This is a genomic window from Anaerobacillus sp. 63XJN7_5_ISO-PGPR-S23-430 (assembly GCF_056173695.1).
Map to the genome: position 1 here is coordinate 1303078 of NZ_CM149686.1, position 17406 is coordinate 1320483.

Genomic DNA, 17406 nt, shown 5'->3' on the forward strand with positions numbered 1-17406 from the left:
GCTATGTTTCTTATAACATGGGGCGTCACTGCTCTATATAAATTAATGGCAAAGTAAAGAATGAAATTCCGTCTATCATTATGAGGGAAATTTAATAATAAAGTGAAGAACAGAGCTTGGAATGGCTTTTACGCCTCCAAGCTCTATTTTTATGTGATTTTACGTTTTCACCTCTGAAAAAAAATGAATGTATTTTCCAATTAGTGGTTGCTTTATATATCATTACCTGATATATTACATTTATTGATATATCATTAAACGATATATGATTGGAGGAAGCTAATGCCAAGAAATGATTCTCTTGAAGTGGGAGAGCTAACAGATACATCTTATTACATTCTCCTATCACTGATGGAGCCTAAACACGGATATTTAATTATGAAAACAATTGAGGAAATGACAGACCACGCGGTTGTGGTCGGACCGGCGTCTATGTATACCACGATCAAAAAGCTACTTGGGGCAGAACTGATTAAGCTGCATGATAAGAGTGATAAGAAAAAGGTGTATGTAACGACAGAAAAAGGTGTTCAGCTAGTAAAAAAAGAAATCGAACGAAAACGCCAAATGATTCAGCACGGGGAAGAAATCCTCGCAAATAAAGGAGAGTGAGTATATTGGGGAAAAAGAAATATGTGATGAGTAGCGGTTTAGCTTTTTTTGAAGAGAAAGAGATGGAGCGGCTCGGTAAGTTTGCGCAAAAAGGATGGTTTTTAGAGAAGTTTGCGTTCTCAGGTTTTAAGTTACAAAAAGGAGAACCACAGGACGTGATTTATTCACTAGATTATCAATCGGAAGCAGATGAGGAGTATTTTAGTTACTTTGAAGAAGCGGGATGGAAGCATGTTTGTACTGGAGCGGGTGAAATGCACATCTTTTCGGCCGCACCAGGCACTACCCCAATCTATTCAGACCAGGCTTCCGTCAAGGAGAAATATAAAAGGGAAAGCCAATCAATGAAAAAGGTCGCCCTGCCAGCATTTCTAATAGCTGTTATGCTAGTCGTGTTGCTGTTTAGTAGTGAGAATGGATTTCTCCCTACTGTTGTTGGGGATATAAGTGAATATGCAAGTTACGCGGTTTATATTGTGTTGATCTTCACAGGAATGCCCTATCTTTCGTATCAATATAAGTTGAGGAAGTTGGAGAAGCGTAATGTTTAATAGGGGACAGATGCAAATAAAGTAATAGAACTGTCCGTGGTGATGGGACGATTGTTTGTAATGGGGGTCAGGTACGCACCTGACCCCCATTACGTTTCACACTCATTTTCTCTTCCTCCCAATCAACAGCGACACTTGCGCCATTGTAAAAGGCAGGGATGATTTCTTTCGATAGGCAAGGTACTTGCGTTCCCAGGTGTGGGCGTATTTCCCTTTGAACTTTCGTAGGCCCTGGAAATGATAGAAGATATGCCCATGAAGAAAGATTTGGGCGGCGATTCGCTCACTTAGGAAAGAGAACTTCGACTGACCCACATTCGAAAGTGGAGCCATTCCTAGATTAAAGCGCTCGTAGCCTTCTGACTTCGCCCATTCAAATAAAGAGAGAAACATGACGTCCATTGTGCCTGAAGGGGCATCGTGTAGAAAACGCATTAAATCAACAGATACCGTTTTGTTGTTATCGTAGACAGGCATAAGACTAGTAAAAGCAATGATCCTATCGTTTTCTTTCATAACAGCGATCTCTGATTTGTTTAGATAATCCACATGATAGAATCCGAGCGAAAATCCTTTCTCATTTCTTCCCTGTAGCCATTCATCAGATACGTCTTTTAGCTTCTGCAAAAGATCTTCACTGTGCGGAGGCTTTACTATTTCAACTTGAAAATTCTCTCGTTCGAATTTGTTTTTAACAGCACGCAATGCTTTCATTCTCTTTCCAGATAGCGTGAACTGATCTAAATCTACGAATGCTTCTTCCCCAAGCTTAAAGAAACCAAAGCCTTTTTCATGGAGAATGGGAAGCAGGCTGTTACTAACTTCATAGAATACTGGGGTATAACCCTGGATATCTGCCAGGTGCTGAAACTCTTCGATAGCTTCAGGAAATGCTTCTTTCTGTCCGATTGGATCGCCGAGAACGACGAGTTTATCGGATGATTTTTGGAAGCAGATTAAGACTGTTCTATTGGAGTTCCAAAAGATTGATTTATCGTGCAGGAAAATTAAGTGAGCTAACGTATTTCCACCGTAGGTTTCAAGGTGCTCTTGTATTTCATTATCATGTTCAGGTGATGATTCCTTGATTGGGTTTCTCGGTTTAATCACGGCGGTTCCTATCACAAAAACAATCAGCGCAATCATTAAACCAATTAATGCACTATAAAACAGCGTGTGGTAATCTGTAATAACATATGGCAAGACTTGTGGTGGAATAACGCCGTTTGATGAAGGCAAGCTTAAATATCCAATTAACACATACATCGACGTGATGAATAGGATCACTAGCCCATCAATAATGGTTTTGCTCCACGTTAATACATAGCTCTCGCGATAGAAGCGCGTTCTCGACATATAGAGAATGAAGGCAACGAGTAAGAGAAAGATTGCTTCCTCATAATCGATCCCTTTAGAGAAGGTAAAGGCAGCTGCTGCGAAAAGGACGACGATGGTGAGATAATATGCTCTTTTCACCTTGTACTCAATTCCTCTTGATAACCCGAGTAAAGCAAAGCCAGCTCCAACGGAAAGCTGATGAGAAAGGTTAACAAGAAACGGTAGAGAATGCATTTCTTCTAGAATTTTTAACCGATCGATTATACCAGGTAAGGCTGCAGACAATAGTAAAATTAAGCCCGAAATAAACACGAGCAGCGTAAGCATCACATGACTTAGCCTTTGAATAAGGGCAAGTGGGAGGCTATCCCAGTTTGCATTCCATTTCTCCCAATAGTCTCTTACAAAAAGAATCGCAGCGAGTAAGAATGGAAAGATAAAGTATCCAACTCGATAGAGAATGAGTAGAAAAAGGACTTTCTCATCTTGGACACTAACAAGCTGGGTTCCCCAAATGAAGATCAAATCGAACGAACCGAGTCCGCCCGGGGTCATGCTCACAATCCCAACGCATGAAGCGACAACAAAGATAGGGAATAACTCGTGAAAAGAAATGCTCAGTTCAAGTATGTTTGCTAGTAACCAGACGGCAAGGAACGCAAATGTCCACTCAAGGAGAGAGACGGCGATGAGCTGGAATTTCGTTCGTGAACCAAAGAACCGAGGAGAGCTTTTATCACGATGACGAACGAATTGAAAAAGCAGGACAGGCAGATACAGTCCAACCGCTATAACAACGACATAAAGCCATAGGAACTTTTCCATAAGAAGATTATCTCTATAAGCAACAAGAATTGTGACTGCAAGGAAAGATAACCCAGTCAAATAAAAATACGAAATGTTTCCAATGGACTTAGATAGTTTCTGTTTATCTACCTCATAAGTTTGATAAAAATATTTTCTAAGCATTCCGCTAATAATTCCACCAGATCCGATCAGGTTAGAGAAAGCATTGACGATAAACGATTGCTTCAACAGCTGCTTTTTCGGAAATGATTTTTGAAGTGATTTTAAGAGCAATGAGTCGTATAAGAACATCGGGCTAACGGCTCCCATAGAAATTAATAAAACGAGAATAAGTTTGCCTATGTTAAACTGATTAACTTCATTTCGAAGAAGCTCCGGGTTGATGCTAGACATGAAAGGAAGGCTTTCAATCACTGCTAGCACAAAAAGAAAAAGAGGTAAGATGAATTTCAAATAATGAAATAAATACTTGTAAAAAGTTGTTTTCATAGTTCACTCCTTTATCTTGATTTTACATGAATCTTAGAAAGTTCACTCAATAAATTTGAAAAAGGTGAAAGTTTTTGCCTTTAGGAAGAAAATCATAAACCATCCCCGTATAAAAATATGTATCGAAAAGTGTAGTATAGCAGAACGATTCACTCACACAAAAAAACGTTCAGAGGATTTCCTCTGAACGTTTTTTACTTACATTTCTTCTTGTGCTTTTTTCTTGCCTCTAAATCGATACAAAACAAGGTAAAGCATCGGAACCATAATCAGCGTTAAGACAGCTGAGAAAAGGATACCTGATATGATCGTAACGGCAAGCGGTGTAAAGAGCGCATCGCCACTTACGGCAACTGGGATAAGGGCAACGATTGATGTAATCGCGGTAAGGAGAATTGGTCGTAAGCGAACACGACCGGACTCAATAACTGCGTCTTTTACATCCATGCCTTTTTTCAGTGCTTGTTCGATAAATTCAATTAACACAACCGAGTTTCTTACTACGATACCGGTGAGGGATACCATTCCCATAACACCAAGGAAACTGATTGGCGTTTGGGTAACGAATAGTCCAAGAATCGCACCCGCGATTGCGAGGTATACGGCAACGAGAACTAGGAACGGAAGTGAAAGTGAATTAAATTGCAGGGCAATCAATAGGTACACTAGGAAGAGTACGATGATGAAGAGTACGGTAATTTCAGCAAAGAAATCACTTTGAGCTTCGTTTTCACCGCCAAGTGTAATGCTGTAATCAGCATCCTCAAGCTGATCGCGTTGATCTTCCACAATTTCTGTTACGTTTGCTTCATAATTCTCCTCGTCCTTAGGGAAGGCACGAAGCGTAATCGAGCGTTCACCATCAATGTGAGGAATCTTTTGGATTTGTTCACTTTGTTCTGTTGTCACAAGCTCATCTAATGAGATGAGTTCAGGTGGTCCACCTGTTGATGCGGCTGGAAGCTCAAGGCTTGAAAGATCGACTTCATCTTTGCTACCTTCTAGCACGATATTCATATCACGCTTTACAACGCCATTATCAAATGCTTTTAGTGGAATACCTGCCGTTGCAAGTCGAATTTGCTGGCTGATCTGATTGACCGTAATGCCATTTTCTTCGAGTGCATCGCGATCTGGTACATATTCGAGCGAAGGTTCAAAGTCACCTACGTTATCAACGACAAGGTCTGTTTCAAGTCCTTCGATCTCTTTTGTTAGCTCATCTCTAAGGTCGATAAGCTTATCGATTTCTGGTCCAGAGACGGTAACGGTCACAGGTGCTCCTGCAGGAGGTCCCTGCTGGATCGTTTCCATAAAAATCTCAGCATCCGGGTACTCATTTCTGAGCTTATCTGTCCAGTCGTCAATGAGTCCTTGCGTTGTCTGGTTTTCTCGATCGACTCTGGCAACGATTTGGCCAGTATTTTCACCAGTGCTCGTTAGCGAGCTGTTGAAGAGACCAGGAGTACCTGTGCCTGTGAAGACGCTTGTTTCATATACGCCGTCATCTGTTTTCAGTTTTTCTTCGATTTCTTGAAGCGTATCGTGTGTGTCTTCGATCGGCGTACCAATTGGTAGCGTGATGTCGACCGTTACTTCTTCCTTATCAGCAGCCGGGAAGAACTCAAACGGTGTTAAGATGACTAATCCGAAGATCGCTGTCGTGAGCACAAGACCAAGAATAGAAACAAGAATTGGTTTTTTTGAAAATTTCTTTAGAAGCTTGTCGGCATAAACATCGGCAAGCTTATTTAACGGTTTGCCAAGAAGTCCTGGTGCATCTGACATTGGCTTCTTCGATCGACGGCTTAAGAAGTAGCGCAAAATCGGCACGAAAATGAGTGCCACTAATGTTGATGCAATAATCGTTGTAATGAGCACTGTTGGCAACGCGCGTATAAATGCCCCGTTACCACCTGAAAGGAAAATTAGTGGCAAGAATGTAAAGACGATCGCTAGAGAGGAGGTCACGATGGAGACCCAGATCTCTTTTACGCCATTAACGGCTCCCATTAATCCTTTATCGCCGAGCTTATATCTTCGCTGGATGTTGTCGTTTATGACGATCGAGTCATCAACGATAATCCCGAGTGCGATGATTAACCCGATGACGGAGATCTGGTTTAGATCCACATCAGCAAAAGGTAGTGGAATAAAGCCCATTAGAACGGAAATCGGAACAGCAAGTGCTACGACGAGCGCACCCGATCCAGATAGTCCGAGAGATGTTGCCACAATAACGGCAAGCACAGAAATCGCTAGGGATAGGAATAGGCCATCAAAAATGTCCGTAACGATTGAAGCTTGAGAGTAATAAGATTCCAGTTCTACGTTCGAAGGCAGGCTTTTTGAAAGCTCATCCACTTTATCGCTCACACGCTCGTCAACAGTTGGGATATCTTCTCCGGACTTTACGTAAGCGGTGAAGGAAACAGAGGGCTTTCCTTCAAAAGTGATAATATCTTCAACGTCTTTTGGACTAACTTCAACGCTTGCAATGTCTTTTAAGTAAACCGCGTCTCCATCAGGGTTTTTACCTACAAATAACTCTTCCATTTCATCGAGTGAATCGTAGTTTTCAACAGAAAGCTGAACAACTTCCTCATCCATTTTCTGTTTTCCTAGAGGAGTTGGGTAGTATTCATTATTAATGGCACTTTGAACATGGGTAACGTTCAAGCCGGAATCTTTTAATTCCTCTTGTTTTAATTCAATTAAAATTTGTTCTTCAGGCAGTCCTTTGATCGTAACGCCAGAAACGCCTGATAATTCCTCGACTTCCTCTTTCCATCGATTTAATTCTTCTTCAAGAGAGAGGAGGTTGTCGCGGTTATCGCTTGTAAGATGGTAGGAAACAATCGGCATTTTTGCCGTTGATTCATTTACATCTGGTTCGAAAGCTTCGTCAGGAAATGAAGTCGAGGCATCGGAAACGGCCTGGCGTACGTCACCAAACACTTCCTTCTTACTTTCTCCTTCCGCTACTTCGATCACAATGTTCGAAAAGCCTGCTGCTGAAGAAGATGTCACTTCAGCGATGCCATCGATCGAACTGAGCGATGACTCGATTGGGTTCGTAATTGATCGTTCAACTGTGTCCACCGTTGCACCAGGATAAACGGTGCTAATCGTTCCGATATTTACTGTTGTTTCCGGAATTTCACGCTGTGGAAGTTGAATGAATGTAAACACTCCAACAATGACAAATAATAGAATAAATATCATAAAGAGCTTGGACCGTTGTAAAATCCATTTCAACATATGAGAGCCTCCTCTGTTCGTTTTCGACTGTTCGGTCAATCTGATGTCATTTATACCCCATATTTGTTGAAATATAAAGTTTTAATGTGCTTGACTCAATAGTCATTTTTACTGAGATTAGCTAGGAAGTCAAGAAATGAGTGTGCTAGAAAAAGAATTCGAAAGGGTGAAGGTTAGTCAGGTATGATTAAGTAAACTTCTTCTTTTAATCGAGATATGCAGTTTAAGCTCGAGGGCATATTGTGACTATCATTCCACTCATCAAGTAGTGTATTCTGATGGGAGAAGACATCGAGGTGAACGATATGGATAAACGAAAAGCAATATTAGAAGCGGCCGTTGAATTGATCGCAGAGAAAGGATACACACATACATCGATGCAGCAGATCGCTGATAGCGTAGGAGTATCAAAAGGTTCGCTTTACTCATTTTTTCCATCAAAGGAAGATTTGATTATTTCGATATATGAACACTATCAACAGCTCGTTTTTGAACGTGCTTTTGTTGTCGGATTAGACGGTAATCTACCACCTTATGAGCGGTTTGCAAAACAATTCCAGGTCCAATTCGAAGGGATATTGGAATATAAATCTTATATGAAAATGCATATGCGCGGGGAATCCGCTCAAAGCAGTGAAAAGCTTGAAGGAATGGGCCATCGCATGAGAGGGAGACTCTTTAGCTGGCTAGAACGAAATTTGATTGATTTATATGGGGAGAAGATTGCCCCATATAAATGGGATTTGATGTGGATGACGCAATCCATTTATACCTCCTACACAGGTCTTATGATTTCTTCTGAGAGCCTGCTTTCTCCAGAAAAGCTTGGAAAGCACATCGTTAGGCAGATTGATATTCTAGCATCGGATTTTCTAGCAGGAAATAGCGCGCCTCTTCTAGATGATGAAATGATGCGTCCTTTTTCCGTAGGGATGGATCGAGAAGGTGCTTTTACATCGTTTGAGAAAAGAGAGAGTGCCTGGAAGGCGCTCTATAATAATATCCATGAATTAAAGCAGCCTCAATATTATCTAGAGGTAACGGATCGCATATCAGAAGAATCTAGAAAGTCAAAACCTGATGAGATTGTGATGAGAGGGCTGTTTCATTTACTGAAAGAAGAAGATGTGCTGAAAAGAAATGCACAAGCACTAGAGGCACAAATCCTTCCGGCGACAGAACATTAGGATGGTTATTTTCCAATTTTTTCGGGTAAATAGGGTGTAGAGAGAGATGGTTATCACCAAAGGAGAGAGAGACAAATGTCAGAGAAACCTTCATCAATCAATGGAAGCAGTACCTTTATTGCAATTGTTTCCATTGTAGCGGGCTGTCTTGCTGCTATCATTGCAGGAAGCTTCCTATCCGGAGCTATTGAACTAGCAACAATTGAAATCTTCCCTATATTCTTCCCCATCATTATTTGCGCTGTCGGCATTTTTCTAGGAGTGGTTGCTTTTCGCATTTCAAAAAGAAGACTTGCAATAATGGGGATTGCCTTAAATGCTGTTGTTCTTTTACTGCCATTGGGCTTTTTAGTCGTGAAGTTATAGAGGAATGAAGAAAGCAGTTTAGATTATGAGTTTCTAGCTTTAATCACATGAGAAAAAAGATAACAATGAGCGCTGAATAGTATTTCAATTCAGCGCTCATTTTTTATTCTTTATTCAAGATTCGGAAGGTTTTTTTAATTATTCTGAATAAAATATGGATAATTATGTTAACGTTAGGGGGTGCTATAAAAACTGGGAGGGATGTTAGTGAGAAATACACAAACAAAGCAGTGGGATTTAGACAGCGTTTATCCAGGAGATAAAGTAATTTCATTAAAAGAACAGGTCTCTACTATCATTTTACATATTGATCAAGTGCAAACAGATTTGGAAAATCAAACTCATCCTCAAGAAATACTTGAAATGGTTAAGGCGATAGAACTTGTTCAAACCATCAACACAAACGTTTTTGAAATGGATGAGTATATTATTTGTGAATTTTCAGTCGCCGTTCATGATCCAGAGCTACAAACGCTTAATGAACTAAGCACTCGGATGAAGTCACGGATGGAGACGCTATTGCTTACTTTTCGTCACTATCTCGCAGCTATTTCAGATGATCAGTGGCATGCATTGCTCAAAAGTCCAGAAGTTCAAGGAATTGAAACGTTCTTAACGATTCAACGCCAAAAGGTTAAAGACCAGTTAAGCCCAGATCTGGAGAAAGTCATTCACTCTCTTTCAGTAAATGGTTTTGATGGATGGGAAGACCATTATGAACAGGAATTTGCTCAACTTACAGTGCCTGTGAGTAATGAAATGGGGATAGAAAACATATCTTTTGATTCGGCATTTATGCGTGCGATGCTCTCAAGTGACCGAAAGATTAGGGAGGAAATTGCTTCATCAATGACAAACGTTTGTCGTGAAAACGAAATACGTTTTGCTTCAATATTTAATCACCTTGCAGGTTATCGGAACGAGCTTTACCGTTTAAGGGGGTGGTCAAACCCTATGAAGGAAATGTATGAACAAAACCGAATCAGTGAAGCTTCAGTTAATAGCATGATGCAAGCACTCCATCAAAGCAAAACTTTGCTACATCAATTTTTAGACCGGAAAGCGGAGTTAAATCAACTAGAGAAGTTGAGTTGGTTTGATATTTACTCTCCAACGTTTACTTCTAAGGAAACTGTTACATATGACCAGGCAACAGAAATCGTCATAAGTCAGTTTTATCGATTTAGTGAAAAGATGGGCAAATTCGCTGAACGAGCTTTTGAAGAAGGATGGATTGATGGAAAACTCTCTGATTCTAAGCGACATGGAGCATTCTGCGCATCGTTGCCAAATTCGAAGGAAAGTCGAGTACTCCTATCTTTCACAGGAAACTATCAGGATGTCGTTACTCTTGCTCATGAGTTAGGGCATGCTTATCATAATTTTCACCTTCATGAAGAACCAGGATTTGCTCATCAAACCGGAACGGGATTAGCAGAGACAGCATCGACTTTCGCAGAGAATCTAGTACTTGATGCCGCAATCGAATTAGCGGATTCAGAAGAAGATAAATTATCCTTGCTAGAGTTGAAAATTATTAATGGATTAAAGTACATTGCTTATATTCCCGCTAAATTCGAGTTTGAACAGCAGTTTTACGAAAAGCGTAAATCCCAGATGCTTTCAGCAACGGAATTGACTGATTTGATGGAGAAAAGTGAAAGAGACTGGTTTCAGGATTCATTAGAAGAGGTGAACACCCATAACTGGATGACGATTCCGCATTTCTTTAATACAGAAAAAGCTTTTTTTAATCTGCCGTATACAATTGGCTATTTGTTCAGTAATGGTGTTTATTCGCTTTATTTGCTAGATAAAGAAACGCTTCCTGAACGATATAGTCAACTACTCAGCTCTTCAGGCAATAAAACAATGGAAGAATTAGGCGCTGAGTTCCTAGATCAAAATTTAACCGAACCATTTTTCTGGGAGACATCGATCAAGCCTTTAGAGAAAGCCATTTCAATTTATCTCGAGAAAACCAAGGCTTATTTGTAAGCAAGAGTCGTTTAGTGATATGCCGTTTCATTTCTTGATTGTTTAAAATACTATTTTTAATAGATGAAAAGCTAGGTCAATCTGATCTGGCTTTTTGGTTATGCTTCGTTATAGAAAGGTGGTTCTTTGTTTGATTTCGCTCTAGGAGACTAGTAGGCTCTTGTTATTAGTTAAACGATTATTGTTCGTCATTACCGTTGGCTCGTTTTGTTAGCGTAATGTTCCCATCAACGATTTTCTTCTTTCAATCTCCTCCCATTCACGGTTATACTAATGCAAGAGTATTGGATCAACTATGGGACGCAACATCCCTTATACAGAGAGGATTTAACAGCATGCTTGATTATAAGCTTTACAAAAGTAAGAAGGCGAACTGCAGTGAAACGATCGTGTTGATTCACGGTCTTGGTGGGAACTATGGGATCTTCTGTAACCAGATCTCCACATATAAAAAAGAGTATGATGTGCTTGCTATCAACCTACCGGGGCATGGAAAATCACCGAGTACTGACAGTTATAACATGCCTTTCAATAGAGAATTAGTCGCAGACGAAGTGATTCTGCTTCTAGATGAGTTAAAGATTTCTAAAGCACATTTAGTAGGTATTTCACTAGGCTCTGTTGCCGTGCATCATTTGCTTCAACGAGTTCCGGAACGCGTTCAGAGTGCTGTACTAGGAGGCGCGATCACACGATATTCTCCTCTAGCTACCTTCATGCTTCGCGCTGGAAATGCAGTGAAAGCGTTTGTACCATATATGTGGTTGTATAAAATGTTTGCTTATATTATGATGCCTAAAGCAAATCACGCTAGCTCTAGAAAGCTATTTATCAGAGAAGCTCTTAAAATGAATCGAAGAGACTTTCTAGCTTGGTATGCGTTAACACCTCAAGTAAATGCAGCATATGCGAACGTTCAACAATATAGCCAAAACATCCCGAAGCTCTACATTTCTGGGGAACAGGATCATCTCTTTTTGGATCCTTTATTAGAAGATACGAAAAGCGATGAACAGGCACAGCATTTGATCTTAGAGCAATGCGGTCATGTTTGTAACGTGGAAAAACCAAGGGAGTTTAACGATGCTTCGCTTGCATTTTTTAATCAGCATAGCTCAACCCAGTCTTCCATATCATCCGCTTTATAAAGGCTTTGAGTGCCTGTCACTAAGCGAATTTAGACCTATTTGTAACCTTTTCACCGTTTAACTCGTTTAGATAGAAAAGGCTGAGCGAATGGAGGGGTTCATGGTGAAGATCAAGCTTCTACCGATTCTAGTGGGAACCTTATTACTATTAGGTATAACTGGCTGTGGAAATAATGAAGCTCAAATCGTAAATACATCAAAGGGTGACGTGGGGGAAGAGACGGCAGTTCCAGCTACATCAGAAAATGAATTCTCTCAAGAAGCAAGAATGATGGCGAATGATGAGAAACTCATTGAGATGCTAAAGTCTACAGGAGTGATCAAGGAAGATGCGACGCCAAGTGAGATACAGGAGGCGCTAGAAGAGTACTTGAAGGAGAAAGCAGAAGGGATAGACCAGGGCGCAAAATCAAGTGAGAAATATATCGAGGATTTGAAGAAACAAATTCAACAAGACTTAGAAAAAGAAGGTTCGAAAGAGTAATCTTAGACGAGAGCTTTGGTTCTAACAGTTCAGAAAAGGCGTGCATTGAATGCCCTCCTTTTTTGAACTTTTTTTGTTCATTTTAAGAAGTAAAAAACATGAAGCTTGGAACGAAAAGTTAACTGGTAAATATATGATATTATGAAAGTAGTATAGTACTAGATGGGAATGAGTGAAGTTGAATAAACCTGTGGTCATTTGCCTTCTCCTTTTTAGCGCACTGTTTTTAGTTTTTCAAGAAAGCGCATTAAGTACAATGATCTATAATTGGTTTTTAACGATGCTGCTGATGTTCTACATATATACAATTCATGGTGAGGAAATAGATGAATATTGATCAGTTACAATCTAGAAAAAGCCCTGCAAACGGATTCTCTTATTTGTAGGGCTTTTTCTATTTTTTACTTAATTTAACGTGTTGAAGCGTTATTGCAAAAAAACAAATTAGTGATGAGGAAATGGTGCTTTTGATCTGATTTATTTGTGTGAAAAATAGCTCACTACTTGAAAAAATAGTCATAAAAAGGAGGGTTTTAGGAAATATGGTGACTTTTGTATCATTCAAATTTTTCTGAAAAAGGATTATAGTATGATTATTGTAAAACTATTGTAAAAAACATTTTTTTAGGGGGAATGAGATTTTGAAGGGGAAAAATGTACTGTCAATGGCGATGATTGCTGCGCTAACGCTAAGTGCTTTCACAGCACCTGGAGCAAGTAGTCAAGCTAGTGTAGACACGCCGCAAGTGAAGCAAGAAGTGAAGGAAGAAGTTGTACATAAGCAAGGTCCATTTGATCTAGCTATTGCAAATGAAGAAAAGCTAATTGAGATGCTGAAAGAGAGTGGGAAAATCTCTAAAAATGCATCTGCCAAAGAAGCAGAACAAGCATTGGATGTGTTTTTGAATGAAAAGTCTGAGTCGCTTATGGAAAAAGACACGACCGGGGAATTAGAAGATGAAAAGCTTGAAGTTGAAGCTGACATTAAAGAAAAGTTAATGAATGATAACAAAGGTAAGGGAAATGACAACGGGAAAAAAGGCGGCAAGAAACTTGATAAAGTCGTTGAAGAAGACTATCACGGTGATGTTCGTTCTGATAACGTCCTAGTGCTTTTAGTCGAATTCCCTGATTTTCCACATAACAGTATTAAGCCAGATGAATCTGATATGTATTATGAAGATTACGTGAAGGAACACTATCAAGATATGATTTTCGGTGAAGATGGGTATGAAGGTCCGAATGGTGAAGATCTTATCTCTATGAAACAATATTATGAAGAACAATCAAATGGCGCTTACACGGTAGATGGCGCTGTTGCTGGATGGTATATGGCATCCAAAAATGCAGCTGAATACGGTGGTAACTATCCGACAGAAGATGATAGCGACAAGAATGCGCGTGGTCTTGTGAAAGAAGCTCTGAATGCAGCGGCTGCTGATCCTTCTGTCAATCTAGCAGAATATGATCAGGAAGATCGCTATGACCTTGACGGTGACGGTAATTTCCGGGAGCCAGATGGTCTTGTTGATCACTTGATGGTAGTTCACTCAGCAGTTGGAGAAGAAGCTGGTGGTGGACAATTAGGATCTGATGCGATTTGGTCTCACCGCTGGAACCTTGGTAGTATTTTCCCAATCGAAGGATCACCAGAACCAGAGGAGGATTACTTTGGTGCAGGTTCCATGTATGCATATGACTATACTATTGAACCAGCTGATGGAGCAGCAGGAGTGTTCGCTCATGAATATGGTCACGATTTAGGTTTACCGGATGAGTACGATACACAATATTCTGGGGCTGGTGAAGCAGTATCTTACTGGTCAATCATGGCGAGCGGAAGCTGGGCTGGTGCACTTCCTGGAACAGAACCTACTGGTTTCAGCGCATGGTCTAAAGAATTTCTTCAGGCTGCTCAAGGTGGAAATTGGTTGAAGTATGATGAAGTTGATTTAGATGAGATTGACAAAAAAGGTTTGGAAGTTTATTTGGATCAAGCGAACACGAAAGGGACAAACCTTGACGCGCTTCGTATCAACCTTCCAGACAAAGAAACAGAAATTAATACGCCATTTAGCGGCGAATTCGAGTATTTCAGTGGGAGTGACAATGATTTAGATAATTCCGCTGTGATGAATGTAGATCTTTCAGATGCGTCATCAGCCGAATTGACGTTTAAGACATGGTATGACATTGAAGAGGACTGGGATTATGGTTCGATTCAAGTAAGTGAAGATGGTGAGAACTGGACAGCGATCCAGGGAAATATCACGACAGAAACTAATCCGTATGATAATAATCCTGGACACGGCATTACCGGTCTATCCAATGGTTGGATTGATGCTACATTTGATTTGAGCGCTTATGCAGGAAAAGATGTACAAGTGAAAATGAACTACTGGACAGATGGAGCTGCAATTAATCCTGGCTTCTATGTTGATGATATTCGCGTAACAGCGGATGGGAACGAGCTTCTCTTTGACGATGCAGAAGGCGAGCCTAAAGTGGAGTTAGATGGTTTCACAAAGAATAAAGGAGTGAAGGTTTCAGAGCACTACTACCTTCTTGAATGGAGAAATCATCAAGGTGTCGATGAAGGACTTGATCACATTCGTCGTGGCGCTAGCTTGATGTCTTATGATCCTGGTTTAGTTGTTTGGTACGTGGATAACAAGTATTCTGATAACTGGACAGGGGTTCACCCTGGCGAAGGGTTCCTTGGGGTTGTCGATGCGGATCAGCATGAATTGTTCTGGAGTGACGGAACGGTGGCCCAAACACGTTACCAAATTCATGATGCGGCATTCAGCCTTCGTAAAGATGAGAAGATGTTCATTGACTACAGCGAGCTTCTTGGTCGCACAATGACAGATAAGAAAAATCAATTTGTGAAAGAATTCAACGATAAGAAAAGTTATTTGAATGAAGTCATCCCTGATGCAGGACGTAATGTACCCCAATATGGCTTGAAATTCAAAGTAACAGGTGAAGCAACGGATCGTTCAGTTGGACGTGTGTTGATCACAAAAAAATAAGAAGTGAGGGGACGCTTAGAGATAAGCGTTCTTTTTTTCGTTAAGTAGAAGGGGATATCTCTAACACTGGCCAAAATAATTGATGTAGTGTACTTGACTAGGTGGTGTACCCCGCAGTTTAAGATTAAGGGGGAGGAGACATGTATAAAATAAGTGAGTTTGCCCAGTTAACAGGGTTAAGTAAAGAAACGCTTCGCTATTATGCAGAAGTTAAGCTATTAGAGCCTGCCTATATTGATCCGAAGAGCCGTTACAAATACTACGATGATGGCAGTTATTTTCTTGCCTTATTATTAGGAAAGCTACGGAGATTTGGATTTACAATTCAGGAAATGAAATCTGTGATAGATGATGAGTCGTTTGCTCATTTAGAAGATCTTTTGAGTCAAAAGAAAACGAGTATTTTGGAACAAATCAACGATTTGCAACTTCAACTTAACGACATTGATGAGTTTCTTAAATCAGGGAGGGAAAAGAATGATTAGCTGGAAAGATGAGAAAAAAATTCATGCGCCAATTGAAACGGTTTGGGATCTATTTAGAGACAAGAATATTCAAACGATCATGCCAAAGGTTGAAGAGCATGTATTAATAGAAATGGAAGAGCATCAAGTCGGAGCGAAGCATCGTCAAACGTATCGGGAAGGAAAAAGACTTGAAACTTACATGGTTGAGACGATCGCCTACGAGGATCGAGAAGAGTATAAAGAGAAACGGATTAAGTTTGTATTGGGAAAAGCGTTTGAAATATCGCTTGGTTTTATACTAGAAAAAGTGAGTGACAGTGAAACTAAATTCATTTACGAAGGTCATAATAAAGGAGTGAATTTTGTGGGGCGCGCCATGCTTAAGCTAAGCCGGCAGAAGGATCAAATGAATGTTGTTCAGGAATTTATGGACCGAGTGGAAAGTGAAGCGATTAAACGAAATGAAGTCCAGATTTGATCCAAGCACCATTTATTGAGATCTTTTATTCAATTTGATATCTAAGTGGAAGTGGAGAGTGCGGTAAAATCGGCATAATTCTAATCTTTGTACGGTCGTAAAGAAGTTAGTTAGTATGAAAGCCGCCAAGGCAAACTGGGCGGCTTTTTTCTATGACATTAGTGCTTATTATGTGTCTGAACGTTCGCAAGCTTCAGCCACTCTCACAAAATACCCTTTTACTAATTCATCGAGCGCAGCAACGGATTTTTGATCAAGCGTTTGATCGTCCCTTAATGAACAAAGAACGCTTTCAATGAGAAATTCTCGTGACTTCTTAGAATGAAGAAACTCATCCTGGATAAAATCTAGAAGTTCTATTGATTTTGTGTGTTTCTCGTTCAAGCCCCTCTTCAGGGTTGCGATTGTTTGCTGAAGTTTTTCTTTAAAATCCTCATCGGAATTTGTCGCATTTGGTAGCCAGGTACTCATCTGTTCAGGTTTGTTCAGCTGTTCTCCTGCAGCAGCGGCATCGTTAACGATGTTCACGATACGTTGGACGCTATAGTGTACAACGGGGGAAATGTCTACGCTCGGACCGTTTGCAATCGAATAGTACTTGACATTGTGATGAAGTACGCCCAGAAACATGATCGCCCCATCAAGTAGATATGGTCGCTTATCCTCGCCGAATAGCTCAAGAAAACGAGTGAATACCCACTGAATCATTCTCTTTTGTCCTTCTTTAAGGAAATCCTTCAAATCCTCATCATTCGAGACAAACACTTCTTCAAAAAGTGTAATCAGCTTGTTTTTCTTATTCGTATTCATTTGTAGTTCAATTTGTTTAATAAAGATAGTAAGGTCAGCACGATCCTGGCCGATCATCAATTCATCCCGGCTTGTTTCCATTGAGCCATAAAGGGCTTTGAAAAGAGCAATTAATAACTCATTTTTCGATGAGAAGTAATTGTAGAACGTGCCTTTTGAAATGCCGCTATATTCGAGTATGTCTTGAATGGATGTTGCCTGAAAGCCTCTTTCAATAAAAAGCTGATGCGCCATCTTAATAACGTGCTGTTTGCGATCGTTCATTCTATCACCTTTTACTTCGTTATATTTACATGAAATTTATTGTTGTACTTCCGGTATAAAATTGATCATACCTTATTTCTTGATTAGAAACAAATCCTTTCAAATCAGGAA

13 protein-coding genes are annotated in these 17406 nt (G+C 40.2%); 10 read left to right on the forward strand and 3 right to left on the reverse strand.

Features of this window, described 5'->3' with window-relative positions:
- The first annotated feature begins 282 nt into the window (after window positions 1-282).
- On the forward strand, window positions 283-612 hold the full coding sequence (locus AC0VYJ_RS07155) for a PadR family transcriptional regulator (protein ID WP_475366994.1): 330 nt from the start codon (window positions 283-285) through the stop codon (window positions 610-612).
- Window positions 613-617: 5 nt separating this feature from the next.
- A complete protein-coding gene (locus tag AC0VYJ_RS07160) occupies window positions 618-1163 on the forward strand; it encodes a DUF2812 domain-containing protein (RefSeq protein ID WP_475366995.1) in 546 nt (181 codons plus the stop codon).
- Between the two features lie 102 nt (window positions 1164-1265).
- Here AC0VYJ_RS07160 and mprF read toward each other — a convergent pair whose 3' ends face one another.
- Complete coding sequence (gene mprF, locus AC0VYJ_RS07165; RefSeq protein ID WP_475366996.1) at window positions 1266-3797, reverse strand: bifunctional lysylphosphatidylglycerol flippase/synthetase MprF; 2532 nt, start codon at window positions 3795-3797, stop codon at window positions 1266-1268.
- A gap of 198 nt (window positions 3798-3995) precedes the next feature.
- A complete protein-coding gene (locus AC0VYJ_RS07170) occupies window positions 3996-7058 on the reverse strand; it encodes an efflux RND transporter permease subunit (protein WP_475366997.1) in 3063 nt (1020 codons plus the stop codon).
- Between the two features lie 305 nt (window positions 7059-7363).
- On the opposite strand from AC0VYJ_RS07170, the gene AC0VYJ_RS07175 reads away from it, so the two are divergent.
- The 8 genes from AC0VYJ_RS07175 (at window position 7364) to AC0VYJ_RS07210 (ending at window position 16221) form a co-directional block, all read left to right on the forward strand.
- Entirely contained in the window at window positions 7364-8245 is an 882-nt protein-coding gene (locus AC0VYJ_RS07175; RefSeq protein WP_475366998.1) for a TetR/AcrR family transcriptional regulator, read from the forward strand.
- 75 nt (window positions 8246-8320) lie between these two features.
- On the forward strand, window positions 8321-8611 hold the full coding sequence (locus AC0VYJ_RS07180) for a hypothetical protein (protein WP_475366999.1): 291 nt from the start codon (window positions 8321-8323) through the stop codon (window positions 8609-8611).
- Window positions 8612-8818: 207 nt separating this feature from the next.
- Window positions 8819-10609: a M3 family oligoendopeptidase gene (locus AC0VYJ_RS07185; RefSeq protein ID WP_475367000.1), complete on the forward strand. Its 1791-nt coding sequence runs from the start codon at window positions 8819-8821 to the stop codon at window positions 10607-10609.
- 335 nt (window positions 10610-10944) lie between these two features.
- Entirely contained in the window at window positions 10945-11757 is an 813-nt protein-coding gene (locus AC0VYJ_RS07190) for an alpha/beta fold hydrolase (protein ID WP_283152530.1), read from the forward strand.
- A gap of 100 nt (window positions 11758-11857) precedes the next feature.
- Window positions 11858-12241 carry a hypothetical protein gene (locus AC0VYJ_RS07195; protein WP_475367001.1) on the forward strand — a complete coding sequence of 128 codons (384 nt, stop codon included), beginning with the start codon at window positions 11858-11860 and terminating at the stop codon, window positions 12239-12241.
- 641 nt (window positions 12242-12882) lie between these two features.
- Entirely contained in the window at window positions 12883-15276 is a 2394-nt protein-coding gene (locus tag AC0VYJ_RS07200; RefSeq protein WP_475367002.1) for an immune inhibitor A domain-containing protein, read from the forward strand.
- Between the two features lie 140 nt (window positions 15277-15416).
- A complete protein-coding gene (locus AC0VYJ_RS07205) occupies window positions 15417-15761 on the forward strand; it encodes a MerR family transcriptional regulator (protein WP_475367003.1) in 345 nt (114 codons plus the stop codon).
- Complete coding sequence (locus tag AC0VYJ_RS07210) at window positions 15754-16221, forward strand: SRPBCC family protein (protein ID WP_475367004.1); 468 nt, start codon at window positions 15754-15756, stop codon at window positions 16219-16221. The genes AC0VYJ_RS07205 and AC0VYJ_RS07210 overlap by 8 nt, the downstream gene beginning before the upstream one ends.
- A 168-nt stretch (window positions 16222-16389) precedes the next feature.
- On the opposite strand, the gene AC0VYJ_RS07215 is transcribed toward AC0VYJ_RS07210, so the two are convergent.
- On the reverse strand, window positions 16390-17295 hold the full coding sequence (locus AC0VYJ_RS07215; protein ID WP_475367005.1) for a TetR/AcrR family transcriptional regulator: 906 nt from the start codon (window positions 17293-17295) through the stop codon (window positions 16390-16392).
- Between the last annotated feature and the right edge of the window lie 111 nt (window positions 17296-17406).

Bases quoted from the DNA above. Each gene is read 5' to 3' on its own strand.
- AC0VYJ_RS07215 (WP_475367005.1), bottom strand. From the start codon at position 17,295: ATGAACGATCGCAAACAGCACGTTATTAAGATGGCGCATCAGCTTTTT.
- AC0VYJ_RS07170 (WP_475366997.1), bottom strand. From the start codon at position 7,058: ATGTTGAAATGGATTTTACAACGGTCCAAGCTCTTTATGATATTTATT.
- AC0VYJ_RS07190 (WP_283152530.1), top strand. From the start codon at position 10,945: ATGCTTGATTATAAGCTTTACAAAAGTAAGAAGGCGAACTGCAGTGAA.
- AC0VYJ_RS07205 (WP_475367003.1), top strand. From the start codon at position 15,417: ATGTATAAAATAAGTGAGTTTGCCCAGTTAACAGGGTTAAGTAAAGAA.
- mprF (WP_475366996.1), bottom strand. From the start codon at position 3,797: ATGAAAACAACTTTTTACAAGTATTTATTTCATTATTTGAAATTCATC.
- AC0VYJ_RS07195 (WP_475367001.1), top strand. From the start codon at position 11,858: ATGGTGAAGATCAAGCTTCTACCGATTCTAGTGGGAACCTTATTACTA.
- AC0VYJ_RS07180 (WP_475366999.1), top strand. From the start codon at position 8,321: ATGTCAGAGAAACCTTCATCAATCAATGGAAGCAGTACCTTTATTGCA.
- AC0VYJ_RS07210 (WP_475367004.1), top strand. From the start codon at position 15,754: ATGATTAGCTGGAAAGATGAGAAAAAAATTCATGCGCCAATTGAAACG.
- AC0VYJ_RS07175 (WP_475366998.1), top strand. From the start codon at position 7,364: ATGGATAAACGAAAAGCAATATTAGAAGCGGCCGTTGAATTGATCGCA.
- AC0VYJ_RS07155 (WP_475366994.1), top strand. From the start codon at position 283: ATGCCAAGAAATGATTCTCTTGAAGTGGGAGAGCTAACAGATACATCT.